24 protein-coding genes and 1 pseudogene are annotated in these 24827 nt (G+C 62.3%); 8 read left to right on the top strand and 17 right to left on the bottom strand.

Annotated features, from left to right (window positions below):
• Nucleotides 1–208: 208 nt before the first annotated feature.
• The 6 genes from eno to tpiA all read right to left on the bottom strand — a co-directional run bounded on the left by eno (nt 209) and on the right by tpiA (nt 6780).
• The gene (eno, locus tag J2Z31_RS21700) at nt 209–1483 is read right to left on the bottom strand and encodes a phosphopyruvate hydratase (protein WP_209604531.1); all 1275 of its coding nucleotides are present in this window, start codon (nt 1481–1483) and stop codon (nt 209–211) included.
• A 137-nt stretch (nt 1484–1620) separates the two neighbouring features.
• Entirely contained in the window at nt 1621–2460 is an 840-nt protein-coding gene (kdsA, locus tag J2Z31_RS21695; RefSeq protein ID WP_408022052.1) for a 3-deoxy-8-phosphooctulonate synthase, read from the bottom strand.
• Between the two features lie 2 nt (nt 2461–2462).
• Entirely contained in the window at nt 2463–3353 is an 891-nt protein-coding gene (locus J2Z31_RS21690) for a VOC family protein (RefSeq protein ID WP_209604528.1), read from the bottom strand.
• Nucleotides 3354–3499: 146 nt separating this feature from the next.
• On the bottom strand, nt 3500–5137 hold the full coding sequence (locus tag J2Z31_RS21685) for a CTP synthase (RefSeq protein ID WP_328243630.1): 1638 nt from the start codon (nt 5135–5137) through the stop codon (nt 3500–3502).
• Between the two features lie 140 nt (nt 5138–5277).
• Entirely contained in the window at nt 5278–5775 is a 498-nt protein-coding gene (gene secG / locus J2Z31_RS21680) for a preprotein translocase subunit SecG (protein WP_209604524.1), read from the bottom strand.
• Nucleotides 5776–6018: 243 nt separating this feature from the next.
• Nucleotides 6019–6780, bottom strand: coding sequence for a triose-phosphate isomerase (gene tpiA, locus J2Z31_RS21675; protein ID WP_209604522.1), 762 nt, complete (start codon nt 6778–6780; stop codon nt 6019–6021).
• 232 nt (nt 6781–7012) lie between these two features.
• Between tpiA and J2Z31_RS21670 the strand changes: the two genes are divergently transcribed.
• Nucleotides 7013–7606, top strand: coding sequence for a cytochrome b (locus tag J2Z31_RS21670; RefSeq protein ID WP_209604520.1), 594 nt, complete (start codon nt 7013–7015; stop codon nt 7604–7606).
• 3 nt (nt 7607–7609) lie between these two features.
• Entirely contained in the window at nt 7610–8203 is a 594-nt protein-coding gene (locus J2Z31_RS21665; RefSeq protein ID WP_209604518.1) for a YceI family protein, read from the top strand.
• 65 nt (nt 8204–8268) lie between these two features.
• Here J2Z31_RS21665 and J2Z31_RS21660 read toward each other — a convergent pair whose 3' ends face one another.
• Nucleotides 8269–9588, bottom strand: a complete 1320-nt coding sequence (locus J2Z31_RS21660; RefSeq protein WP_209604516.1) for an FAD-binding oxidoreductase — start codon at nt 9586–9588, stop codon at nt 8269–8271.
• Between the two features lie 31 nt (nt 9589–9619).
• The gene (locus J2Z31_RS21655) at nt 9620–10537 is read right to left on the bottom strand and encodes an alpha/beta hydrolase (protein WP_209604514.1); all 918 of its coding nucleotides are present in this window, start codon (nt 10535–10537) and stop codon (nt 9620–9622) included.
• A 208-nt stretch (nt 10538–10745) separates the two neighbouring features.
• On the opposite strand from J2Z31_RS21655, the gene parE reads away from it, so the two are divergent.
• Nucleotides 10746–12806 carry a DNA topoisomerase IV subunit B gene (gene parE / locus J2Z31_RS21650; protein WP_209604512.1) on the top strand — a complete coding sequence of 687 codons (2061 nt, stop codon included), beginning with the start codon at nt 10746–10748 and terminating at the stop codon, nt 12804–12806.
• 34 nt (nt 12807–12840) lie between these two features.
• Here parE and J2Z31_RS21645 read toward each other — a convergent pair whose 3' ends face one another.
• Nucleotides 12841–13311 carry a GNAT family N-acetyltransferase gene (locus tag J2Z31_RS21645; RefSeq protein WP_209604509.1) on the bottom strand — a complete coding sequence of 157 codons (471 nt, stop codon included), beginning with the start codon at nt 13309–13311 and terminating at the stop codon, nt 12841–12843.
• A gap of 147 nt (nt 13312–13458) precedes the next feature.
• Nucleotides 13459–14595, bottom strand: a complete 1137-nt coding sequence (locus J2Z31_RS21640; protein ID WP_209604506.1) for a DUF2336 domain-containing protein — start codon at nt 14593–14595, stop codon at nt 13459–13461.
• Between the two features lie 72 nt (nt 14596–14667).
• Between J2Z31_RS21640 and J2Z31_RS21635 the strand changes: the two genes are divergently transcribed.
• The gene (locus J2Z31_RS21635) at nt 14668–15390 is read left to right on the top strand and encodes an aldolase (protein ID WP_209604504.1); all 723 of its coding nucleotides are present in this window, start codon (nt 14668–14670) and stop codon (nt 15388–15390) included.
• 106 nt (nt 15391–15496) lie between these two features.
• Here the strand turns inward: J2Z31_RS21635 and J2Z31_RS21630 are convergent, their stop codons facing one another.
• The gene (locus J2Z31_RS21630) at nt 15497–16099 is read right to left on the bottom strand and encodes a flavin reductase family protein (protein WP_209604502.1); all 603 of its coding nucleotides are present in this window, start codon (nt 16097–16099) and stop codon (nt 15497–15499) included.
• Nucleotides 16099–16683, bottom strand: a complete 585-nt coding sequence (locus J2Z31_RS21625; protein WP_209604500.1) for a nitroreductase family protein — start codon at nt 16681–16683, stop codon at nt 16099–16101. The genes J2Z31_RS21630 and J2Z31_RS21625 overlap by 1 nt, the downstream gene beginning before the upstream one ends.
• Before the next feature lie 100 nt (nt 16684–16783).
• On the opposite strand from J2Z31_RS21625, the gene J2Z31_RS21620 reads away from it, so the two are divergent.
• On the top strand, nt 16784–17785 hold the full coding sequence (locus J2Z31_RS21620; RefSeq protein WP_209604498.1) for a hypothetical protein: 1002 nt from the start codon (nt 16784–16786) through the stop codon (nt 17783–17785).
• A 183-nt stretch (nt 17786–17968) separates the two neighbouring features.
• Here J2Z31_RS21620 and thrS read toward each other — a convergent pair whose 3' ends face one another.
• The 5 genes and pseudogenes from thrS to J2Z31_RS21595 all read right to left on the bottom strand — a co-directional run bounded on the left by thrS (nt 17969) and on the right by J2Z31_RS21595 (nt 21873).
• Nucleotides 17969–19951 (bottom strand): threonine--tRNA ligase, encoded by a 1983-nt coding sequence (thrS, locus tag J2Z31_RS21615; RefSeq protein ID WP_209605137.1) that lies wholly within the window; start codon nt 19949–19951, stop codon nt 17969–17971.
• A 112-nt stretch (nt 19952–20063) separates the two neighbouring features.
• On the bottom strand, nt 20064–20603 hold the full coding sequence (locus tag J2Z31_RS21610) for a DUF1697 domain-containing protein (RefSeq protein WP_209605135.1): 540 nt from the start codon (nt 20601–20603) through the stop codon (nt 20064–20066).
• 17 nt (nt 20604–20620) lie between these two features.
• Nucleotides 20621–21041 (bottom strand): annotated as a pseudogene (locus J2Z31_RS21605) (DUF2267 domain-containing protein).
• Nucleotides 21042–21045: 4 nt separating this feature from the next.
• Entirely contained in the window at nt 21046–21423 is a 378-nt protein-coding gene (gene yidD / locus J2Z31_RS21600; protein WP_209604496.1) for a membrane protein insertion efficiency factor YidD, read from the bottom strand.
• Between the two features lie 3 nt (nt 21424–21426).
• Nucleotides 21427–21873: an iron-sulfur cluster assembly scaffold protein gene (locus tag J2Z31_RS21595; protein WP_209604494.1), complete on the bottom strand. Its 447-nt coding sequence runs from the start codon at nt 21871–21873 to the stop codon at nt 21427–21429.
• Between the two features lie 338 nt (nt 21874–22211).
• Here J2Z31_RS21595 and folE point away from each other — a divergent pair, with 338 nt between their 5' ends.
• From folE to J2Z31_RS21580, 3 genes are all read left to right on the top strand, one after another.
• Nucleotides 22212–22829, top strand: coding sequence for a GTP cyclohydrolase I FolE (gene folE, locus J2Z31_RS21590; protein ID WP_209604492.1), 618 nt, complete (start codon nt 22212–22214; stop codon nt 22827–22829).
• A gap of 74 nt (nt 22830–22903) precedes the next feature.
• Nucleotides 22904–23356: a phosphoribosyl-AMP cyclohydrolase gene (hisI, locus tag J2Z31_RS21585; RefSeq protein ID WP_209604490.1), complete on the top strand. Its 453-nt coding sequence runs from the start codon at nt 22904–22906 to the stop codon at nt 23354–23356.
• Nucleotides 23357–23671: 315 nt separating this feature from the next.
• Entirely contained in the window at nt 23672–24631 is a 960-nt protein-coding gene (locus tag J2Z31_RS21580) for a patatin-like phospholipase family protein (protein WP_209604488.1), read from the top strand.
• Nucleotides 24632–24827: the final 196 nt, after the last annotated feature.

Genomic DNA, 24827 nt, shown 5'->3' with positions numbered 1-24827 from the left:
CGAAAGCAGAGAGTAACGGTGATTGATTAACCGACCGTTGACCATGAATGGCAGGAAAAAAGGGAAACCCGCCGGCCGGGAGGCAGGCGGGTTGGGAATATGGCGACAGTAATCGGCCGAGATATCTTTGATTTGCCCCTCACCCTCCGCAGCCGCTGCGGAGGACAGGCAGGCGGATGAGGGGCAGCACAGAAGCCAACTCCTCTACTCAACCCCGCAGGATCGAGCGGCCCGCATATGTTGCCTGAAGGCCGAGCTGCTCCTCGATGCGGATCAGCTGGTTGTACTTGGCGAGCCTGTCGGAGCGTGCCAGCGAGCCGGTCTTGATCTGCCCGCAATTTGTGGCAACCGCCAGATCCGCGATCGTCGCGTCCTCGGTCTCGCCGGAACGGTGCGACATCACGGCGGTGTAGCGCGCCTTGTGCGCCGTCTCCACCGCGTCGAGCGTTTCGGAAAGCGAACCGATCTGATTTACCTTGACGAGGATCGAGTTGGCGACGCCCATCTTGATGCCGTCGCGCAGGCGGGCGGAATTGGTGACGAAGAGATCGTCGCCGACGAGCTGGCACTTGTTGCCGATGAGGTCGGTCAGCGCCTTCCACCCGTCCCAATCGTCCTCGGCCATGCCGTCCTCGATCGAGATGATCGGATACTTGGCAGCAAGCTCGGCGAGATACTCCGCCATCGCGCCCGGCTCCAACGTGCGGCCTTCGCCTTCGAGCACGTATTTGCCGTCCTTGAAGAACTCCGTCGAGGCGCAGTCGAGCGCGACATACATGTCCTCGCCCGGCTTGTAGCCGGCCTTCTCGATCGACTTCATGATGAAGTCGAGAGCCGCGGGAGCAGAGGCGAGACCCGGCGCGAAGCCGCCCTCGTCGCCGACATTGGTATTGTGGCCTTCGGCAGCCAGCTGCTTCTTCAGCGTGTGGAAGACTTCCGAGCCCATACGGACCGCGTCGCGAAGCGTCTCGGCGCCGACCGGCATGATCATGAATTCCTGGAAATCGATCGGGTTGTCGGCGTGAGCGCCGCCATTGATGATGTTCATCATCGGCACCGGCAGGAGGTGCGCATTCGGGCCGCCGACATAGCGATAGAGCGGCAGGCCGGCAGATTCGGCGGCGGCCTTGGCGACGGCGAGCGAGACGCCGAGAATGGCGTTGGCGCCGAGACGCGACTTGTTCGCCGTGCCGTCGAGCTCGATCATGGTCCTGTCGATCTGGATCTGGTTCTCCGCATCGAGACCGCCGATCGCCTCGAAGATTTCGCCATTGACGGCTTCGACGGCGCGCTCGACGCCCTTGCCGAGATAGCGGGTGCCGCCGTCACGCAGTTCGACCGCTTCATGCGCCCCGGTTGAGGCACCGGAGGGAACGGCCGCCCGGCCAAAGCTGCCATCCTCGAGATGGACATCGACCTCAACGGTCGGGTTGCCGCGGCTGTCGAGAATTTCTCGGCCGATGATGTCGATGATAGCAGTCATGATCTCTTCCCTGCTTGTGGACGATGATGATAGTCGGCCTGTCTTAATCCATGGCCTCGAATTTACAATGGCGCTCAGGTCGAAGTCCGGGGCGCCGTCGCGCGTCATGAAAATTTCACGCGAACGACAGGACCTGCTCAGGCCTTGGCGATCGCGTCGAAGGCGAGCAGCTTTTCGAGAAGCCGCGGCATCTCCGCAAGGGGCACCATGTTCGGTCCGTCGGATGGCGCATTGTCCGGATCCTCATGCGTCTCGATGAAGACGCCGGCGACACCAACGGCGACGGCCGCCCGCGCCAACGTCTCGACGAATTCGCGCTGACCGCCAGAGGAGCCGCCCTGGCCGCCCGGCTGCTGCACCGAATGCGTGGCATCGAAGACGACCGGCGCGCCCAGGCCCGCCATGATCGGCAACGAGCGCATGTCCGAGACGAGCGTATTATACCCGAAAGACGCGCCGCGCTCGCATAGAAGGACGTTCGGGTTGCCGCTCATCGTGAATTTGGCAAGCACGTTCTTCATGTCCCAAGGGGCGAGGAACTGGCCCTTCTTGACGTTGATCGCACGCCCGGTCTTCGCTGCCGCAACGAGCAGGTCGGTCTGGCGGCACAGGAAGGCGGGGATCTGCAGGATGTCGACGGTCTCAGCGACCACCGCGCACTGCTCTTCCGTATGGATGTCGGTCAAGACCGGAAAACCGAATTCCTGCTTGAGATCGGCGAAGACTTCCATCGCCTTATCGAGGCCAATGCCGCGCCTGCCGGAAAGCGAGGTGCGGTTCGCCTTGTCGAAGGAGGACTTGTAGACGAGGCCGATACCGAGAGACTTGCAGATCTCGACAAGCCTGCCGGCGATCATGAAGGCGTGCTCGCGGCTTTCCATCTGACAGGGGCCGGCAATCAGTGTCAGCCGCTCCATCTGCGAAAACACCACCCGGCCGGCATCCTCGCCGACGACCACCCTTGCATTGGTTTCCATTATCATGCTCCAAACGCGAATATCACCCCCTGCCCCGGCGCTTCCGGGACAATGAGGCGTCCGCCCATTTCTGCAAATTCAATGTCGTTTTGCGCGAAAAGCGCACGTGTCGCTTCAAGGTCGCCAACACGGAACACCACCGCACGGCCGCGCAAGCCGCGCTCGGCACTGTTGATGGAGCGGCCGAAGAAGGCCGCCATGCCGGCCGGGTTGAGGACGTTGAGCTTGGCGTTTCCGGCCTGGATGTCCATGCCGAAGGAGTGGGCCGAGACCTCGCGCTCGTCGAGGCATTCCTGCAACAAATATTGGAAGTCCGTGGGATTCGGCTCCGACAGGATGACTTCGGCAATGCCGAGCACACCGTTCTCGTGACGGTGAAGCGTCGCACTGTCAACTGGAAGCGCGCGGATGCGCTGACAGGAGAAGAGGAAGAAATCCGGCGACCTCAGGTCCGCGGCAAAGGCAAGGCGGAAGGAGCCCAAGCCTTCGCGGCCGTCGGGCAGGCGCATCGGGCGGGAAAATTCAAGCATGTCGCCGCCGGAGATGCCGTGTGCCCGAAAGCGGATGTGGTCTTCGGCGGCATCCGGCGTGGCAAGCACGACCGCCGAAAGCCCCTCGGGGCCCTGGCGGAAGCGGAAGGCCTGGTCGCGCGCGACAAAGACATTGCCGTCCAGCGCCGCGGCCTCGCATTCCTCGCGCGATGCAACGCCCAGAGGCTCCAAATAGGTATCGTCGGAAAAGAAGACGCAAGCGTTCTCTGTGCCGAAGGGATGGCGCGCGTTTTCAGCGACGGTGAAGCCGAGATCAGTCAGGCGACGCCTGGCACGTCCAAGATCCGCGACCGGCAGCACGAGATGATCGAGCGGGCGGGCGGTTCGCTTGGATAGGCTCATGGCGGATTCCCTGATGACCGGTTAGCCGCTGTTTGCAACTTTTGCCGGATGATTGCAAGCGCAGGAATCGCCGCAGCCAAGTTCAAACGTCGGTGGTCGGTCCATGGGACCGGCCACCCGCAATCGTCGCAAGATCCAGGCGCGCGCTATACCAGCCGCGACTGTACCAGCGCCGCTTCGATGAAGCTCGCAAACAGCGGATGCGGTTCGAGCGGACGCGACTTCAACTCGGGGTGATACTGTACGCCGATGAACCACGGATGGTCCGGATACTCGATGGTTTCCGGCAGCAGGCCGTCCGGCGACATGCCGGAGAAGAGGAGACCGCAGGATTCCAGCCGCTCCTTGTAATCGACATTGACCTCGTAGCGATGGCGATGGCGCTCGGAAATGTCGGTCGATCCGTAAATCTCGGCGATCTTCGTTCCCGCTTTGAGCGCGGCGCGATAGGCGCCGAGACGCATCGTGCCGCCGAGGTCGCCGGAAGCCGAGCGCTTCTCGAGTTCGTTGCCCTTGAGCCATTCGGTCATAAGGCCGACGACCGGCTCCTTGGTCGGGCCGAATTCCGTCGAAGACGCCTTCTCGATGCCTGCGAGATTGCGCGCTGCCTCGACTACCGCCATCTGCATGCCGAAGCAGATGCCGAAATAGGGCACCTTGCGTTCACGAGCGAAGCGCGCGGCATTCATCTTCCCCTCCGAGCCGCGCTCGCCGAAGCCGCCGGGCACGAGGATGCCATGCACCTTTTCGAGATAGGGCGCCGGATCTTCCTTCTCGAAGATCTCCGATTCGATCCATTCGAGCTTGACCCTGACGCGGTTGGCGATGCCGCCGTGATACAGCGCCTCGATCAGCGACTTATAGGCATCCTTGAGGCCGGTATATTTTCCGACGATCGCGATCGTAACTTCGCCCTCGGGCGTGCGGATCCGATGGGCCACATTTTCCCAGGCGTCCATGCGCGGCTTCGGCGCCGGCTCGATGCCGAAGGCAGCGAGCACTTCATTGTCGAGGCCTTCCTTGTGATAGGCGATCGGCACGTCGTAGATCGAGGCCACATCGAGCGCCTGGATGACGGCGGACTGGCGGACATTGCAGAAGAGCGACAGCTTCCGGCGCTCCGCTTCCGGGATTTCGCGGTCGGCGCGCACGAGCAGAATGTCGGGATGAATGCCGAGGGCCTGCAATTCCTTGACCGAATGCTGGGTCGGCTTGGTCTTCAACTCGCCTGCTGCCGGGATATAGGGCATCAGGGTCAGATGGACGTAGACGGCAGTGCCGCGCGGCAGGTCGTTGCCGAGCTGGCGGATCGCTTCCATGAAGGGCATCGCCTCGATGTCGCCGACGGTGCCGCCGATTTCGCAAATGACGAAGTCGTAGTCGTCATTGCCGTCAGTGATGAAGTTCTTGATCTCGTTGGTGACGTGGGGGATCACCTGAACCGTCGCGCCGAGATAGTCGCCGCGCCGTTCCTTGTCGATGATGTTCTTATAGATCCGGCCCGTGGTGATGTTGTCGGTCTTAGTCGCCGAGCGTCCGGTGAAGCGCTCGTAATGGCCGAGATCGAGGTCGGTTTCCGCGCCGTCGTCGGTGACGAACACCTCGCCATGCTGCGTCGGGCTCATGGTGCCCGGATCGACATTGAGGTAGGGGTCGAGTTTGCGCAGCCTCACCCGGTAACCACGCGCCTGCAGCAGCGCTCCGAGAGCGGCCGCAGCAATGCCTTTTCCGAGGGAGGAAACCACGCCGCCAGTGATGAATACATATCGCGCCATGGGAGTCACCGGATACCTTTTCATAAACGATTCCGCCACCGAAAAAATTCGTCTTCCCGAATTTTTCCGTTCTTTTGTCGCGGCTGATTTCACACAAAACAAAACCGGCGGATGAAGCATCCGCCGGCGGCTTATTTCGACCTACGGCCTTATTGGCCGCTCGGAACCTGCGATCCCGTATTGCCGTTGGTGCCGGCCGCAGGTGCCGCAGGTGCTTGGGGAGCAGGAGCGGCACCGGCCGGAGCCTGCGCAGGCGCGGCCGCGCCGTCAGCGGGAACGCCGTTACCGGTCGCCGGAGCTTGGGCGCCGTCAGGAGCCGGAGCTTGGGTGCCGGCAGCAGGTGCCGTCTGACCGCCGCCAAGCGAATCGAGCACGCCACCGCTGGTTCCCGTTCCCGGAATACGCTCGAGAATGTCCGTCTCGCTGGGTTCGTAACGCGCGAGAATGCCCATCGCCAGAGCCAGGGCGAAGAAAAGGAAAGCAAGTATGGCGGTGGTGCGCGTCAAAGCGTTGGCCGTGCCGCGTGCCGACATGAAGCCGGACCCGCCGCCGATGCCGAGACCGCCACCTTCGGAACGCTGAATGAGGACGACGCCGATCAGGGCGACGACGACCATGAGATAGATGACGAGTAATACGGTCTGCATCAGCTTCCAGTCCTGCCCTCTCCGGGGCATCGAATCGAATGATCGCGGCCACGAGCGGCCGCGCGCAAATTTTGGCGCCTCTTTATACCAAGCCGCCAGCCATTCCAAGCCCCCGGGCCGACCCTACAGCGCCGCGCGTCTTATCAGACGCGCAAAGGTCGCTGTAGCACTCTGAATTGCTGCATGTCTTTGTCCTTAAACCGAGGTCGATTCAAGGAGACATGCAGTTGGGCCTTCAGGCGGTTATTCTTCATAGGCCCTGTAGATGGCGAGGAAATCCTCCGCCTTCAAGCTCGCGCCGCCGATCAGCGCCCCGTCGACATTGGCGACAGCCATCAGTTCCTTGGCGTTGGACGGCTTGACGGAGCCGCCGTAGAGGATGCGCATCTTATCTCCCTCGCTGCCAAAACGCGCGGCCAGTTCCCGGCGCATGAAAGCGTGCGCGTCTTCGACGTCGGCTGCGGTCGGGGTCAGCCCCGTGCCGATCGCCCAGACCGGCTCGTAGGCAATCACGGTATTAGCAGCGCCCGCCGCGTCCGGCAGGCTCTCGGCAAGCTGGCGCTTCAGGACATCGAGCGTCTTGCCGCTCTTCCTTTCCTCTTCCGTCTCGCCGATGCAGACGATGGCGACGAGGTCGGCAGCGTGGGCCGCTTCCGTCTTCGCCCGGACCAGCGCATCGTTCTCGGCATGATCGGTGCGCCGCTCGGAGTGGCCGACGATGACATGGGTGCCGAAGCAATCGGCGATCATCTCGGCGGAGATATCGCCCGTGTGGGCGCCCGACTGCTTCGGGTGGCAGTCCTGGGCGCCGATCTGAAGCGGGCTGTCGTCACAGAGCGCTGTCGCGACGTAAAGGAGTGTCGCCGGCGGGCAGATCAGCGTCTCCACCTTCGCCGCGAGTTCACCCTTGACCCCCTCCGCGATAGCCTTGATCTGGTCGAGCGAGGCACGCGTACCATTCATCTTCCAGTTTCCGGCAACGAGCGGGCGGATATCGGGCGTCATGAATTTTTCTCCCAAAAAAAGTGCTTCCTCTCGGGCAAGCGGCCTAGCAAATCGGTTGGACAAATGAAAGGACCCCTATTCAATAATCTGGCCGGGGTGGATACTCACTGGGGAGTCTCGTCTCCGCCTGAATATCGCAGCGAATAAAGCCGAAGCCTCGGGCGTCTCACGTCGACAGGAAGCGGCCGCGCCGCCGGCGGAATCGAGATTAAAGCGAGCGGGGCAACCCGGAATGCTGCGCAACAGCGATCATGGATTTGGAGCGATAACCATCGCCCTGCATTGGACGATTGCGGCGCTGATCCTCGGCCTCATGCTGATCGGCTTCGTCATGCGGCGCATGGAGATCGATCCGGTGCTGCAGTTCTCACTCTATCAATGGCACAAGTCCTTCGGCTTCACTGCCTTGGGGCTGGCCTTCCTTCGAACGGGATGGTGGCTCGTCGAACGCAGCCCGCAGTCGCTTCCTAGCCTCAGTGCGGTCGAGGACGATGCCGCCCGATTCACACATCTGATGCTGATCGCACTTAGCACCTTGGTGCCGCTTGCCGGCTGGGCGGTCGCATCCGCCTCGACGCTCGACATTCCGAGCTTCTATTTCAACCTCGTCGTCATCCCGCATCTGCCGTTGCCGAAGTCCGAGGTCTCGGAGGCATTCTGGGCCTTCGCTCACGCGATGCTCGCCTATGTCATGCTTGCCATCGTGGCCATCCATACGGCTGCGGCGCTTTACCACCACATTGTAAGGCGCGACTCCGCACTCAGGCGGATGCTTCGTTCCAAGGCCGGCGCGGGCGGTGCGGATATCGTTGCAAAAGGAAAATGATCCATGATCGCCGTACGCCAACTCGCTTTGAAGGTACTCCTGCCGCTCGCCCTTGCCGCAACGGCAGCACCGGCGGCTGCAAGGGCGCCAGCCCTTGCCGATGCTGCCGGCAACTACAGGATCGCCAGGTCTTCCGTCATCCGTTTCAATGTCCCGCAAGTCGGCGGCGGCGGCGGGATTGCCGGCCAGTTCACGAGATTTACCGGTGCGTTCCGGATCGATGGGCGCAATGTGCAGCGATCATCCGTTGAGTTCACGCTCTATCCAGACAGCGTGAGGGCGCGCGAGCGGCGGGTCGAAGATTTCCTGCGCTCCAGCGCCGTCTTCGATACAGCAAGCTTCCAGACGGTGACCTTCCGTTCCACTCGCGTGACGCAAACCGGACCGGATACGGCGACGATCGAAGGCGCGCTGACGGCGCGCGGCAAGACGCGCCGGGAGCGCTTCAGCGTCGCGCTCACGGATTGGAACAGGCGCACGATTTCCTTCACCATCCGCGGCAATATTCGCCGCGCACCCTATGGAATGGATGTCGGAACGCCCATTTATTCCAACGTCGTCTCATTCGACATGAACATAAGCGGGGTCAGGCGCTGACGGCTTCATACCAACGGCAGTAGATCCTGACCGATCTGATGGGACAGAATCTACTGCCGTTAGCATTACGGTTTAGCGCCAAGGGCCGTGCGCCGCCAGAAATCCGAAATCATCGCCGGATCGCGTAGCGCCTCGAGTTCCCTCCAGTTGGGGAAAGAAGCGGCGAAGATCTCCGGGCTCATGCGGAAATCCTTGGCCGGATCGACCGCCCCACCGGCCTCGACGGCGATACGGTCAAGCTCCCCCAACAGTCTTGCCGTCGCTTCGCCTTGGTTGGCAAAATCCAGCGTCAGGCTGAAGCCGGGGCGTGCAAACGAAAGAAGCCCACGGGGACCAGGTTCGCGGAAGCGTCGCAGTTTTGTCAATAACGACGCATGCCCGGCGTGGCGTGCGGCCTCCATCAGCCGCAGGGTCGTCTCGCGGGCATTCTCCGCGGGATAGACACTCTGATGCTGGCAGGGACCGCGGCTGCCGTAGAAACGGTGCCATGCAGTGATCCGATCGATCGGATGGAAATAGGATGTCCACTTTACCGTCGAGATCGTTTCGCCGGGGCTTTCCCTGCGAAAACGATACGCATTGAGCGGTCTCAAGGCGGTGGTGCTCAACACGTTGAACGAAGGAGAAAAAGGCACGGAGACCTTGATACGCTTCGGGATGTCCGGAAACTCGCTAGATGCGTCCGCGTGATCGGCCGCCCGGAGCACGCCCCTGCCCATGTGCCGTCCGCCTGAGAGTTGATCGAGCCAAGCGACGGCATATTCATGTTCGTCGCAGGCACGCTCGATGAGCTGAAGCCCCTGATCGAGATCATCGAAGCGCCACGTATGCTGCTGCACATGCGGCGACGGCACCTTCATCAGCTTGAGCTCGACCTCGAGGATCAACCCGGTCAAGCCGAGGCCGCCGATGGTGGCAGCGAAGAGTTCCGGATTTTCCTTGGCGGAGCATGTCAGGCGGCCATCCGCTCGCAGCAGCGTCAGGCGCCTGACGTGATCTCCGAAGGTTCCGCGGGCATGCTGGTTTCCGCCGTGAATGTCGGCCGCGACGGCACCGCCGACGGTCACGAGACCTGTATCCGGGGTGACCGGCAGAAAGAAACGATGCGGGATCGCCCTGACGAGGATATCGCGCAAAGCCACGCCGGCCTCGCAGACGATCACTCCCGTCCCCGGATCGAAGGAAAGGATGCGATTTTGCCGGGCACCGTCTATGAGGGTGCCGAGTTCGTTGCGGCAGATGTCGCCATAGCTCGAACGATAGCCGACCGGCAGGCATGCTTGCGGTTCGAGCGTGCCGAGACGTTCTTCGTATTCGTCGGGCGAAATCATCCGGCCAGTCCGCCGATCAGGCCAGTGCCACCTTTCAAAGACTTCCCCGCTCATCCCGCCAAAGGCTCCAGCATCGCCCGCACCTTCAGCGCTCCAACATCCAGTTCAGCGCCTCGCGCCAGTCGGTCATGCGCACCGGCGTCCCGTGCGAACCGGTCTCGAACAGCACGAAACGCGTCGGATAACCATTGGCTCTGAGTGAACGATAGAAGGCGACCTGCGCCTCCGCCGCATAGACGCTATCGCGGCTGCCGTGGCTGAAGTAGATCGGTAGCTTCGCACGATAGGCCGCGCTCTTTCTGAAATCGGGATCGACGGCCCCGCCCATGATCACCATGCCGGCGAGTGCGGATGTTGCAGAGGGATCGCGCGCAACCCCCCAGCAGATGAAACTGCCCATCGAGGCGCAGGAAAGCACCACCGGCCGCCCACCGGAGCGCATGGCGGCGAAGCGGATCAGGGCCGAAACATCGGCGACACCCGCTTTATCGAAGGACCTTACGCTCGGCGCGTAGTAGTTGCCGCCATTGGCAACCGCGAGATTCTTGAGCCGGTTGAAGTTGCCGCCAAAGGAGAAGTCGTTCGCGCCGAGCCGTCGATCGCCGCCACGCCCATGGATGAAGACGACTGTGAAGGCCACTCCCCCGTCGGGGCCGACGCGCGTGACCTCGAGCTTGCGATCGCCGAGATCGAAAGTCTCGTTCACCTGCGCCTTCGCAACGCCCAGGGACACATAGGCGCCCTTGGCGCGCCGCTCGGGTATCTGGTCGCGGCCGTTTATGTCCCTCAGTTCCTGGTAGTCGATGACGCGGAAGGCGCCGCCATCGTTCTCCTGAAGCACCGCTCCATAAGCAAACAGTTCATCCTTGAACGGCTGCAGTGGTTCCGCCGCGGCAGTGGCCGTGACGCTGAAGAACAGCGCGGCGACAACTCGGCGCAAGGAGAAGACAATTGTGGACATGGCGACCGGACGGGCTCCCTTGATGACCTCATGCCTTGCCATCCGTGCCGTCGCGACGCAACACTGGCGCCGGCAATTCGAGGCGTTTGGGGCCGTTCGTCTTGCAAAAGCATCGGAATTCGCCTTTTGTTCGCGCCTGGCGCTAGACTCAGGCAGAATTCGGGTGATTCGCGCGGTGAGGGATGGCGGCAGCGCCAAGCTCTTGCTATGGCCTTTCCGAAACGACGACAGGAGCGATCTGAACGGATCCATGGACGACAGCAGCGATCTCTTCTCCGCAATGCCCCAGCAGCCGAAGCCGTCGGACACTGCGCCGCGCAAGCCGACTGCGCCCGCCGCAGGCAATGATGCTCCGCGGCCTGCGCCGAAGCACAGCGACGGTAGCGATTACGATGCCTCGGCGATCGAAGTACTCGAAGGGCTGGAGCCGGTTCGTCGTCGGCCGGGCATGTATATCGGCGGGACCGACGAGAAGGCGCTGCATCACCTGTTCGCCGAGGTGATCGACAACTCGATGGACGAAGCCGTCGCCGGCCACGCAAATTTCATCGAGGTGAGCCTCGACGCCGACGGCTTCCTCACGGTCACCGACAACGGCCGAGGCATCCCGGTCGAGAACCACCCCAAGTTCCCGAACAAGTCGACGCTCGAAGTGGTGATGACGGTCCTGCATGCCGGCGGCAAGTTCGACGGCAAGGCCTATGAAACCTCCGGCGGCCTGCACGGCGTCGGCGTTTCCGTCGTCAACGCGCTGTCGGACTCGCTCGAGGTCGAGGTCGCGCGCAATCGCAAGCTCTATCGCCAGCGCTTTTCCCGCGGCATTCCGCAGGGCGGGCTCGAGGAGCTCGGCGACGTCCACAACAGGCGCGGCACGAAGGTCCGTTTCCACCCCGATCCGCAGATCTTCGGACCGCATGCCCGCTTCGAACCGGGGCGCCTCTTCCGCATGGCCCGCTCCAAGGCCTATCTCTTCGGCGGCGTCGAAATCCGCTGGTGCTGCGATCCCTCGCTCCTGCCGGAAGGCTCGGAGATCCCGGACAGGGCGGTGTTCCATTTCCCCGGAGGGCTCAAGGACTACCTTGCCGCAACCCTCGGCAAGGAGTTCACCGTCACCCGCGAGATCTTCGCCGGCAAATCGGAACGGCCTGGCGGACACGGTTCGCTCGAATGGGCGGTGACCTGGTACGGTGGCGACCAGCAGATCCATTCCTACTGCAACACGATCCCGACGCCCGAAGGCGGTACGCACGAGGCGGGGCTGCGCATCGCGCTCACCAAGGGGCTCAAGAATTACGCGGAACTCACGCAGAATAAGCGCGCGGCGATCATCACCACCGACGACGTGATGATCTCGGCGGCCGGCATGCTCTCCGTCTTCATCCGCGAACCGGAATTCGTGGGCCAGACAAAAGACAAGCTCGCGACCGTCGAGGCGCAGCGCATCGTCGAAAACGCGCTTCGCGATCCCTTCGATCATTACCTCGCCGACAACCCGGCGGAAGCGGCCAAGCTTCTCGATTGGGTCATCGAGCGCGCCGAGGAGCGCGTGCGCCGGCGCAAGGAAAAGGAAGTCAGCCGCAAGACGGCGGTTCGCAAGCTGCGCCTGCCCGGCAAGCTCGCCGATTGCGCACAAAATACCGCGGAAGGCGCCGAACTCTTCATCGTCGAAGGGGATTCGGCCGGCGGCTCCGCAAAGCAGGCGCGCAACCGCGCCAACCAGGCTATCCTGCCTCTGCGCGGCAAGATCCTCAACGTCGCCAGCGCCGGGCGCGAGAAGCTCGGGGCGAACCAGCAGATCTCCGACCTCGTCCAGGCGCTCGGCTGCGGCACAAGGTCCAAATATCGTGAGGAGGATCTGCGTTACGAGCGCGTCATCATCATGACCGACGCTGACGTCGACGGCGCCCACATCGCTTCGCTGCTGATCACCTTCTTCTATCAGGAGATGCCCGAACTCATTCGCAGCGGTCATCTCTATCTAGCCGTGCCGCCGCTTTACCGGATCAGCCAGGGATCGAAGACACTCTATGCCCGGGACGACGCGCATCGCGAGGAGCTGATGCGGACGGAATTCAACGGTCGGGGCAAGGTGGAAATCGGCCGCTTCAAGGGCCTCGGCGAAATGCTGCCGGCACAGCTCAAGGAAACGACGATGGACCCGGCGAACCGCACACTGCTCAAGGTCGAGATCGACGACGTCGATTTCGAGGGCACGCGCGAGGCCGTCGACAGTCTGATGGGCACGAAGGCCGACGCCCGCTTCCGGTTCATCCAGGAGCGAGCAGCCTTCGCCGATAATCTCGACATTTAAGCGGCCGGTTCAGCTTGCCCCGGGGACGACCGCTTCATACATCGCGCCCCACCCGCTTCTCCATGAACAAACTCAACGGGTCGTCCAAATAATCCCCGAAGGGCTCGCGTTCCACATAACCGGCCGCCTGATAGAGTCCGATCGCCTCCGGTTGGTAGATGCCGGTTTCGAGGCGGATCACCTGCAATCTCAATTCCTCGGCCTTCTCCTCGATTGCCGAAAGCAAGCGCTTGGCGATCTTCAATCCCCTCGCCTTCGGATCGACGAACATGCGCTTGATCTCCGCCGTTCCGTCGCCCGCGTCGACGAGCGCACAACAACCGACGACCTCGCCGTTCAGCCGCGCGACGAAGAAGGAGACCGTCGGCTTCTCCAAGGTTGAGAGATCGACGAGATGGTTGCTTTCCGCGGGGTAGAGAGAGGCGACATAGGCATCGGACAGTTCGAGCAGGCGGACGATGGCCGGCTGGCGCGGCCGCTCTTCGGCGATCGTGATTGCGTTCATCCTGTTCTCGATTGCTTCATCAGTGGTTGGCTACCGTAGCGACGAGGACGGGAGTCTCCAATACGACGAATGGCGCAGGAACGGCCGCTGCAATCTAACCGGGTGACGGTTGGAATCAATTTTTGGGCTGTAGAGGACTGATCGGGTTCACGCCGCCTGCCGTGCGGCCAGCGAGGCGTATTCTCGCGCAAGCCGCCGCTTTTCGGCAAAGGCCAAATTCTCGACGAGTTCAGCAAGAGCGCCCGCATTGCTCGATGGCGAAGACCGGCGGCGGAGGCGGTCATGGAGGCTGGCGACAATCGACGCGAATGCCCCCGCAGTCTCCCTCGCTTCCCTTTGCCAAAGCAGCACCGCTTCGGCAAAGGCTGCGCTCAAGTCGGGCCCGAGGCCTGCACTCTCGAAGAGCGCCCGGATGGGATGAACGCGTCCGCCGGAAAGGATCGCACGGACTCGCCTCTGCGTGACGCCGGAAAGTTCCACCATGGCAGCTATAAAGAACTCCGCCGCGCCACCGCAGAGCGCCTTCATGAGAAAGGCGGGGGTGAGGCGCCCCGACTCTCGCAAATGGGCGACCATCAGAGGCAGCTCTTCCGGTGGCGTGACGGCGGCCGCAGCAAGGGCGGCAGCATCGCACGCCTCCCCTCTCACGCGTTCGGCCCTGACTGCGCCGATCGTCGCCTGAATGAGCCCGCAGCCAGCGAGTGCGGTGCCAACTCTTTCCGCAAGCAATTGCCGCGCATCACCCGGCAGATCATCGCGCAGGAGGAGTTGGTCACGTATCGCCGCGACATGGCCGAGGCGGCTGACGATCGTCGTCAGCGTGCGTCGCGACAGATGCGTCCGGTCGTTTTCGAGGAGGATCAGGACCTCCTCCTCGTCGCCGATTTCCGCGAGGGCCGCGGCAACCGAGCAGGAGACGCCTTTGCGGGCCGCAATCAAGGCCCGCGTCTCTGCGGTTCCTCTCGCTGCAATGTCGACGAGGTCAGCATCTGTAAGTACAGGCGAACGCGCAATTGCGACGAAAGCAATCTCCGGCTGGTCCTCCGCCAGCGACTTCATGATCGCCCGAGGCGCTGCAGGACAGTCCGCCAAGGCTTCGACCAGGGAAAGACGGACTTTTGGCGAGGGATCGTCGAGCAGAAAGGTCATCGCCATTTCGGCGGCGTGTCGGTCGATGCCGTTCATGTCCGCCGCGGCATAGGCTCTACCGAGGGCGCTCGCGGCGCGTGCACGATCGCTCGCTTTCGCCGTTTCCACCCAGCGAAGAAATGCTTGTATGATCACCTGCGCCCCACTAGACACCGCTCAGCCCCGATGGGGGAATATTAGCGGTCAAAGGTTTAAGATTGGTTCACCATGCCCATTAACGTTCAGGCAACCATGAGACCGCTGCTTTACCTTAAGTCAGGCGAACCACTGCCGGCGCCGGAGAGTCTCGACGCCGTCCAGGCCGTGGTGGTCGACGCAACAGAAGCCGCCGCCGCGAGCCAGCTGCTTTCCGCTGCAGCCGGCAGGCCGCGCGGGACTTGTGGCTTGCTTGCGCGGATCGGACCGGATGGCGCACCAAGCGAAGCCGATCTTGGCCTGCTGCTTGCCAGCGGGATAGATGGCATCGTTCTGGCCGGATGCCGTGGGCCAGCCGACATACAAAGAACCGACGTCATATTGAAGGTTGCCGAGGCTGCGGCGCGAATAGAGCCGGGCAAGACAGCGATGCTCGTGGAATATGCCACCCGGCCGGAGAGCGTACTTTCCCCCCACGCGCTCGCCAGTGCCTCGCCGCGCCTTTCGGCATTGATATTCGATGCCTCGGCGCTCGCACAAGCATGTGGCTTGGGACGCGTCACGGAGGCGGGCGATGTCCCTGCCGTCATCAGGCTCGGACGTGCGACAGCAATTCTCCGCGCGCGGGAGGCCGGTATCGTGGCCTACGAGATGTTGCCCGACGAAGCGCTCGACGAGTGGGCCATGCGGCGCCTTTGGGCGAACAGCATGGAGAATGGCTTTTCGGCCGCGGCACTTCGTTCGGTGCAACAGATCGACCTGCTGGCGGCCGCCACCGCATCTCTCGTTGACTGACCTTGATTTGAGGACATAGACATGCAGCGATCAAAGCGCCACCGCGCTCCTTGCCGCTTCCGCTTACGACGCGCGGCGCTGCAGGCCGTCGCCCGCTTCGGGGGGACTATCGCGTCGGCCGCATCATCTCGAAGACGTCGCCACCGTCACAATAATCCATATAGCCGAGGCGCGCGAGCGGTCTGACCGTTGCCACGTCGAATCGGCCGTCCCGAATAGCTTCATCGCGAATGTGGATGCCGACGACCGCGCCGATGACGACGTAACTGTCAGAGACGTTGCCGTCGAGACCCTTGGGACGAAAGATTTCCGTCATCCGGCACTCGAGCGCGGCGAATGCCTCGCCGACGAACGGCGCCTTGACGAGGGTTCCCTCGACCGGTGTCAGACCCGCGATCGCGAACTCGCTATCTCCATGCGGCGCCGCGAGCGAGGTGAGATTGACGGCCTCGCTCAGATTGCGGCTGGCGAAGCTTGCGGTGAACTCTCCGGTCTGTTCAATGTTGCGCACCGTGTCCTTGTACCCGCTCGAGGAAAACATCACGAGCTTCGGCCGGTCGCTGATCGCGTTGAAGAAGGAATAGGGCGCGAGGTTCTGCGAGCCGTCCGCGCCCTGCGTTCCGATCCAGCCGATCGGCCTTGGGGACACGATCGCCTTGAAGGGATCGTGCGGAAGGCCGTGCTGGTTCGACGCGGTGTCATAGAACATCAGGCATCTTCCCCGACCCAGGTGACGATCTCGGCGAGTTCCGGCCGCGGGCGTTCGGTCGGGGGCACCATCGCCGTACCGATATGGATGAAGCCGGCGATCCTTTCGCCGGGGGCGACGCCCAAAAGCGGGTAGGCATTCTCGTCGAAGGCAAACCACTCGGTCAGCCAGTTGGAAGCATAGCCGAGCGCATTCGCCGCCATCAGCAGATTGAGACACACGGCGCCCGCGGACATCAGCTGCTCCCATTCGGGGATCTTGAAATGCGGTGCGGCCTTGCTGACCACTGCAACGACCACCGGGGCACGAGTAAGCCGCGTCTCCTCCACCCTAATCAATTCCTCGGAGAGATCCGGCTTAGCCGCGACAGCCATCTTCTTCAACTCGGCGCTGATCCGAGCCCGTTCTTCGCCGCGATAGACGATAAAGCGCCACGGCGCCAGCTTGCCATGGTCGGGCACACGGGAGGCGAGCCGCAGCATCTCCTCCACCTCGACCCTGCCTGGCCCGGGCTCCCCCATCTGAAAGGCCGGGATGGACCGGCGGGAAGCGAGATAATCCACAAGTTTTATTTCAGTTTTCATATCGGGCGAATTCCACTACCTTGCCGCCGGACCGACAGCCACGAAAATGCCATACCGGCGTCTCAAGTGGAGTCGAAAAGTCAGGAAGTCAACTGCTCTCATGCGCATCCGCCTTCGTATTCTTCTCGGGACAGCCTTGGCGATCACATTCGCCGGCGCCGGTGCGGAGCGGACATTCGCCGAAGACGCAACCGACGCGTTCAAGAGCTTCCCGTCCATTTCCGGCACACGGAAAATGCCGAAGCTCACGAGCTTCAATACGCTGATCACCGACCCGACGCAGGGCGGCGAACTGAAGGACGTGAAACTCGAAGCATTGCTGACGGAAAACGGCCCGTCGGTCGAGTCCGGCCTGACGTGGCGTGTCTTCAGCCCCATTCCTGATAATGACGGAAAACTTCCGCTGCTTGCCACCTCTGAAGGAGGCTCCACCGGCTTCAATCTCGTGCCAGGCGAATATTTCGTCAATGTCGCCTTTGGCCGCGCCGGCGCGACCCGCAAGATCCGCGTGCCGGAAGACGGCACGCTCGACAAGCAGGTTCTGGTGCTCGACGCCGGCGGCGTCATGCTGAATGCCGTCTCCGGCAGCGACGTGCGCATTCCGCCGAATGAACTCAGCTTCTCGATCTATTCATCCGACGTGAAGGAAGACGGCGAACGCGCGCTGATCGTCGCCGACGTCAAGCCGAAGACGGTCGTGCGTCTCAGCGCCGGTACCTATCACATCGTTTCGGACTACGGCTCGGTCAATGCGGTGATCCGCGCCGACATCCAGGTGGAGGCTGGCAAGCTGACCGAAGCGACGATTCAACACCGCGCGGCCAAGCTCACCTTGAAACTCGTCGCGGAGCCAGGCGGCGAGGCGATCGCCGATACGGCCTGGTCGATCCTGACCTCATCGGGCGACGTCGTCAGTGAGAGCGTCGGCGCCTTTCCCACCCTTGTCCTCGCCGAAGGCAGCTATAGCGCCGTCGCACGCAACAAGGACAAGATTTACCAACGCGACTTTACCGTGAGGGCCGGCGTCAACACCGACGTGGAGGTGCTGCTGCACGGCAATGAAGCGAGCAACGAGACCGCAAACGCGGAAGCCCAGGACTGATTGGGAAAATTGAGCGCAATGCGGGGTATCCATTGCTCTCAGCGTGAAAAGACGCGCGGCGCCGTAATACCCGCAACGATATGCCGTAACGTAACGTCAGCCATGCACGTTACGTTAATCAAGCGGCCGGCGCATCGATCGCCGACCGCTTCGTGAAACAAAATTCTTGAAAACGCCCGGCCCTCAGCCCCGTGCGTTCCTCTCCGCCCTGCGCTTCAAATCCGGCGCCATCGCTTCGGCCGAGAGCGAAGCGACCGCATCTTTCAGCGACATCGCCGTCTGCGCCTGGGAGCCAAGGCGCCGGATGTTGACCGAACGCTCTTCCGCCTCGCGCTTGCCGCAGACGACGATGACCGGAACCTTCGTCACGGAGTGCTCGCGGACCTTGTAATTGATCTTCTCGTTGCGGAAATCGGTCTCGACCGTAAGCCCAGCCTCACGCAGGCGCGCCGCCACTTCGCGGCCGTATTCGTCCGCTTCCGAGGTGATGGTGGCGACGACGACCTGTAGGGGAGATATCCAGAGCGGCATGTGGCCGGCAAAGTTCTCGAGCAGGATGCCGAGGAAACGCTCCATCGAACCGCAGATAGCACGGTGGATCATGACCGGCTGGCGTTTCTCCGATTCGCTGTCGATGTAGAAGGCGCCGAAGCGTTCCGGCAGGTTGAAGTCGACCTGCGTCGTTCCGCACTGCCATTCGCGGCCGATCGCATCCTTCAACGTGTATTCGAACTTCGGCCCGTAGAACGCCCCCTCGCCCGGCAGGATGCCCGTCTTGATGCGGCCTTCCGACTGCGCCTCGATCGTCTTCAAGACATCGGTCATCACCGCCTCGGCGCGGTCCCAGAGCGCGTCGGAGCCGACGCGCTTTTCCGGTCGGGTCGAAAGCTTGACGACGATCTCCTTGAAGCCGAAGTCCTCGTAGACCGAGAGGATCAGGTCGTTGATCTTAAGGCATTCGGCCGCCATCTGTTCGTCGGTGCAGAAGATGTGCGCATCATCCTGGGTGAAGCCGCGCACGCGCATCAGCCCATGCAGCGCACCGGACGGCTCGTAGCGATGCACGGCGCCGAATTCCGCAAGACGCACGGGAAGCTCGCGATAGGACTTCAGCCCGTGCTTGAAGATCTGGATATGGCCGGGGCAGTTCATCGGCTTCAGCGCGAAAACCCGGTCGTCATCGGTTTCGTCCCCGGCAACGGTCACCTTGAACATGTTGTCGCGGTACCAGCCCCAGTGACCAGATGTCTCCCAGAGCGATTTGTCGAGCACCTGCGGCGCGTTGACCTCCTGGTAGTCGCCCTCGAGCCGGCGGCGCATGTAGGCGACGAGGCTCTGGAATATGCGCCAACCCTTGCCATGCCAGAAGACGACGCCAGGTCCCTCCTCCTGGAAATGGAAGAGGTCCATCTCGCGTCCGAGGCGGCGGTGATCGCGCTTCTCGGCTTCGGCGAGCACATGCAGATACTGGTCCAGTTCCTCCTGCGTATGCCAGGCGGTGCCGTAGATACGGGTCAGCATCGGATTTTTGCTATCGCCGCGCCAATAGGCCCCGGCGACCTTCATCAGCTTGAAGGCCGTGCCGATCTGACCGGTGGAGGCCATGTGCGGGCCGCGGCAGAGGTCGAACCAGTCGCCCTGATAATAGATCTTCAGGTCCTGGTCTTCGGGGATCGCGTCGACGAGCTCGACCTTGTAGGTCTCGCCCTTGGCGGCGAAGACCTCCTTCGCCTTGTCGCGCGACCAGACCTCCTTGGTGAAAGCCTTGTTGCGCGCGATGATCTCCCTCATCTTCTTCTCGATAACCGGCAGGTCGTCGGGCGTAAAAGGTTCGTTCTTCGCGAAGTCGTAGTAAAAGCCGTTTTCGATCACCGGACCGATGGTCACCTGCGTTCCCGGCCACAACTCCTGAACGGCCTCCGCCATCACGTGCGCCGCATCGTGACGAATGAGTTCCAGCGCGCGCTTGTCCTCGCGGGTGACAATCTCGATCCTGCCTTCTTCTACCGGATCGGAGAGATCCCGCAACTCGCCGTCGAGTGCGATCGCGACGGCCTTCTTGGCAAGCGACTTCGAGATCGACTCGGCGACGTCACGGCCGGTCGTTCCGGCGGCGAATTCACGTACGGAGCCATCTGGAAATGTGAGGGAAACGGACATCGTGATCTCCTATCCAGTCCCGCCAACGAATGCGGGTGGTGTGGTTGCCGGTCGAACCGGTGAAATGACGCGGGCCTGATAAAGGTTTTTGCTCGTTGAGTAAAGGCGCGTAGGGCGGTCAACCCGCCAGCATCGCGCGCAGCCTGGTGACAGTGTTCCAGTTGCGCAACGTTCCAATGCCCAGGCGCTTCGTCGTCAAGACCTGGCTCAGCTTCGACTCGCTTGCGCGGCCGCAGAAATCCGCCCAAAGATCGCCATCGACGATTTTCACGCGTTCCCCATTCGAGCAATATCGCCGGAGCCTGTCGAGTGCATCCTGGGAGAGCGGCGCACGCATGACCCGGACGTGAACCTGCGTCGGATCCTCTTCGCTTGTGGTCGCGAACGGGTTGCCGGCGGCCAGCTTAAACCAATCGTCGGCGGAGCGAACGATGATATCGACATGCCTGCCGAAGGCCGCCGCGAAGGCTCGCTCAAGCTCCTGCTCGATTTCCCCGAGCGGCTTCTTCGGCGCGTCGAAAACCAGATTGCCGGTGGCAACGAGTGTCCGCGGCGCTCGGTACCCTAGCCGTTCCGCCATCGCACGCAAATCGGCCATCACGACGCGACGGCCTTCGCCAAGAACAATGCTGTGGAGCAAGGCGACGTAGCTTCTCATCCCTGCCCTTCTCCTAATCACGCGCGCCAGAAAGTCGACCGCGCCCTGCGGCAGCCGTGCCAGCACGCGGTCGAGCGTTGCTACGTCCACGTTCCGGCGGAGCGCGGCGGCAACGTCGGAAATCGCCGTGTCGGGAGATACGTTGTGATCCCCGCGGAGGGCCTGCACCTCGCGGGTCATGGCGAGACGACCGGCGAACGGCACCGTCGGCTCTTCGAGGTCCCAGTCGTCGACGAAAATCGCCCGCAGGACCGGCGGCAGCGCATTGGCGAACAGCAACGCGTCGGAAATCTCCAGCCGCCGTCGAAAGGTCTGAAGCACCGCCTGGACCATCGCGTACGCCTGATTGGTCGTCTGAAGCCCGGCGATATCGCGCGCGTCCAGGATAAAGCGGTCGAAATCGGCCGAGGCCTGCCGGTACTCGATCGGGATCGTCACAGCGTCACGCCTCCTTGCGATGCCGCTGCCAATAGCACCACGGCTTATACCAGCGCTGGCGCGGCGCGAGCGCTTCCGGCACGGGATCGAAACCATGCGTCCCGCCCGGACCGCAGCGCACAACGCGGAACAGCGTCAACCAGCCACCTGCCCACAGGCCATGCCGGGCGATCGCCTCATAGCCATATTCCGAACAGGTCGGCAGATGCCGGCAGGAGTTGCCGATGAAGCTCGACAGGGTCAGCTGGTAAACCCGGATCAGCCCCATGCCCACCAGGCGCCCTGGCGTCTTGCGGAACGGCCCGGACCAGTTCCGGCTCCTTCCGACGGCGCCGCCGCCGCTTGCACCAGGAATCTGCTCATGGCCGGAGTGCGCGCACATCGCTCAAACTGCGGCCGCGAGCCGCTTCGCTTCAATCTGGCCGATCGCGTCGACGACCGCGTCGAAGGTCAGCATCGTCGAGGCATGGCGGGCCTTGTAATCGCGGACCGGCATCAGAAAACGCATGTCCTCGAAACGGCCAGAAGGCCCCTCGCCCTCCGCCTTCAGCATTGCGAGCATGTCTTCACGGGCCTGGCGGACTTCGCCGGCATGCGCGCCGACGACGTAACGCGCCATGATCGAGGACGAGGCTTGCCCTAATGCACATGCCTTCACGTCGTGAGCGAAGTCCGTGATCACGTCGCCGTCCATTTTCAGCCACACCCTCACCTTGGAACCGCAAAGCTTCGAATGCGCGGCGGCCTCGGCGTCGGCATCGGTGAGCATTCCAATGCGCGGAATATTGCCGGCGAATTCGAGAATCCGGCTGTTGTAAATGTCATCGATCATTTGACGCGATCCGACTGATTTTTCGCGGTTTTGAGTGATCGGCGCATGATTTTCTCCGGTAGAGGGGAAAAAAGCACGGCGTGGTACGCCCGGCCTCTTTCATCCATGTGGCACCATACTATATGCTATGTCGTGTTGGGGCGACAGTTCCGCAAGGAGTGTCGCCTGTTGTTTGGGAAACCGTGCCGTACGGTCCAGTGCACTGCTAAGCCAGGACCGGAAAGCCCCGGAGCCCGCCAACGGAACCCAAGCCTGCAGGGTTAGGCGAATGGCCAGTGGCGAGTTGTCCGAAAGGTAAAACGTCAGCAATCCCGCATTGCCTATTAAATAGGGGCCATATGGACGCCATAGTAAAGAATTTCCCTGTGCTCGACGACGCAAGCGGTCGCCCGACACAGAAAGAAGCCGAGGAAGCCGTTCGCGTTCTCCTGCGCTGGGCGGGAGAAGATCCCACCCGGGAGGGCCTGAGGGACACGCCGGCACGCGTCGTCAAGTCCTACCGCGAGATTTTCGGAGGCTATGACCTCGACGCCGAGGATGTGCTCGGCCGAACCTTCGAGGAAGTCTCGGGGTACGACGACATCGTGCTCGAGAAGGACATTCCGTTCTATTCGCATTGCGAACACCACATGGTGCCGATCATCGGCAAGGCGCACGTCGCCTATCTGCCAAACGGGCGTGTACTCGGGCTTTCCAAGATCGCCCGCGTGGTCGACATCTATGCCCGCCGCCTGCAGACGCAGGAAGCGATGACCGCACAAATCGCCAGAGCCATCGACGAAACCCTCGCACCGCTCGGTGTAGCGGTGATGGTCGAGGCCGAGCATCTCTGCATGGCGATGCGCGGCGTCAAGAAACAGGGCGCGACGACGCTGACGACCACTTTTACCGGCGCATTCAAGACTGAGTCGGCCGAACAGGCGCGCTTCATGGCGATGCTTCGCGGGTTCAAGTAAGGCACCACGGCTGCAAGACATAAAATCCAAGTGCTGCAGCGCCGAACGTACGGTGCTGCAGAGGGACCTTTCCGATGCCGCTCTCTTTCGCGCCCCCCTCCAAAGACAAAGCCGAACTCGAAACAGGCCCCGCTTTCACGCCACGTTTCGACGAGAAGGGGCTGGTCACGGCTGTGGTGACCGACGCGCGCGACGGCGAACTGCTGATGGTCGCGCACATGAACGCCGAGGCGTTGGCGCTGACGATCGAAACGGGAGTCGCGCATTACTACAGCCGCTCGCGCAATCGTCTCTGGAAGAAGGGCGAGAGCTCGGGCAACGTGCAAACGGTCGCGGAAATCCGGACCGATTGCGACCAGGACGCGGTATGGCTGAAGGTCACGGTCGCCGGCCGCGACGCCACATGTCACACCGGGCGCCGGTCCTGCTTCTATCGCACGATCGGCGTGGAGGACGGCAGGGCAACCGTTGCGATTACTGACGATCACAGGCATTTCGATCCCGCGGACGTCTACGGCGAAAAATAGGCCTGTTGCAGACAACTGCATTTTCTAGCTTCACGTCCGTGCTATATTCACTTTTTGGCAACCAAACGGGCGCCTAATTCATTATTGATGCAAGTGGTTCCCGCAGTAACTGTCGCGGACCTAGGTGTATTGCAGGCTGTATCCAATGTTTACTGGGTCCGCCGTATGGGCGACGGGTTCGGTGTTATAAATCTCTTACGATGCCAGTCTTTCAGCGATGAATTCAGACGAGACCGGCATCGGCGCCGGCTTGGCAGGTGTCCCTAACAAGACGCGCGATTCAGGTGGTCTGTTCGGCGGTGCTGGAGGTGCCGGATGTTGAATTGGACATTTACGCGCAGCAATCAGATTGCCGACCTCTCCGGCCCGCATGGATCATCGCTGACGACAACTCCCCCCGAACCCTCGCCGCAACCCACGAAACCGAAGATTGCCATTGCGCTCGGCGGCGGCGCCGCCCGCGGTTGGGCGCATATTGGCGTGCTGAGGGCGCTTGACGAGGAAGGAATCGAGGTCGGCATGATTGCCGGGACATCGATCGGCGCCCTGGTCGGGGGCTGCTATCTTGCCGGGAAGCTCGACGAACTGGAAAACTTCGCCCGCTCGCTCACCGTGCGCCGCATTGCCGGACTGCTCGATTTCGCCATCGGAGGCGGCGGCCTGTTCGGCGGATTGCGGCTCACCAAGCGTATGCAGGAGCACCTGGAGGATTTCAGCATCGAGGACCTCGACAGGCCCTTCATCGCCGTCGCGACCGAAGTCAACAGCGGCCATGAAGTCTGGCTCGAAAAAGGTTCGCTGATCACCGCCATTCGCGCGTCCTACGCACTGCCGGGTATTTTCGAGCCGATCAACGCCAATGGTCGAACCCTGATCGACGGCGCACTGGTCAATCCCGTGCCAGTCTCGGTTTGCCGCGCCTACGAGCAGCAATTGGTCGTTGCCGTCAACCTGAACTACGACCTCTACGGTCGTTCGGCCGTCGTCAAGCACAGTGCCGGCACGGAAACCCCGGATGAGTCGGCCAAGATGAACGGTCGCTCGGCTCGCCTCGGCATGACCAGCGTCATGGTCCAGGCGTTCAATATCATCCAGGACCGCATCTCGCGCGCACGGCTCGCCGGCGATCCGCCGGACCTCGCACTCCACCCGAAGCTGAATGATATCGGGCTCTCGGAGTTTCATCGTGCGGGCGAGGCGATCGAGCGCGGCTATTTGGAAGCGAGAGCCAAGCTCGGCGAAATCATGCGCATGCAGGAAGCGCTGATCCGCTAGAACCTTTCCGGGTTAAATGGAGACATTCTGCCGGAGGTTTTCGTCAGGGCAGAGGCGTTGCCGCAGGTCGTACCCGGAGCTACGGCCGAGGCGATCGCCTTTGATCCTGGCGGAAAGATGCCCGGCCACTGCACGTCTCCTTGAAGCGATCTCGCTTCAAGGATAAAGACATGCAGCAATTCAAAGTGCTACAGCG

It is taken from the genome of Sinorhizobium kostiense, assembly GCF_017874595.1.
In the GTDB taxonomy this organism is placed as follows: domain Bacteria; phylum Pseudomonadota; class Alphaproteobacteria; order Rhizobiales; family Rhizobiaceae; genus Sinorhizobium; species Sinorhizobium kostiense.
Note: the sequence above shows the minus strand (reverse complement) of the source record. Positions and strands in the feature narration are given on the sequence as shown.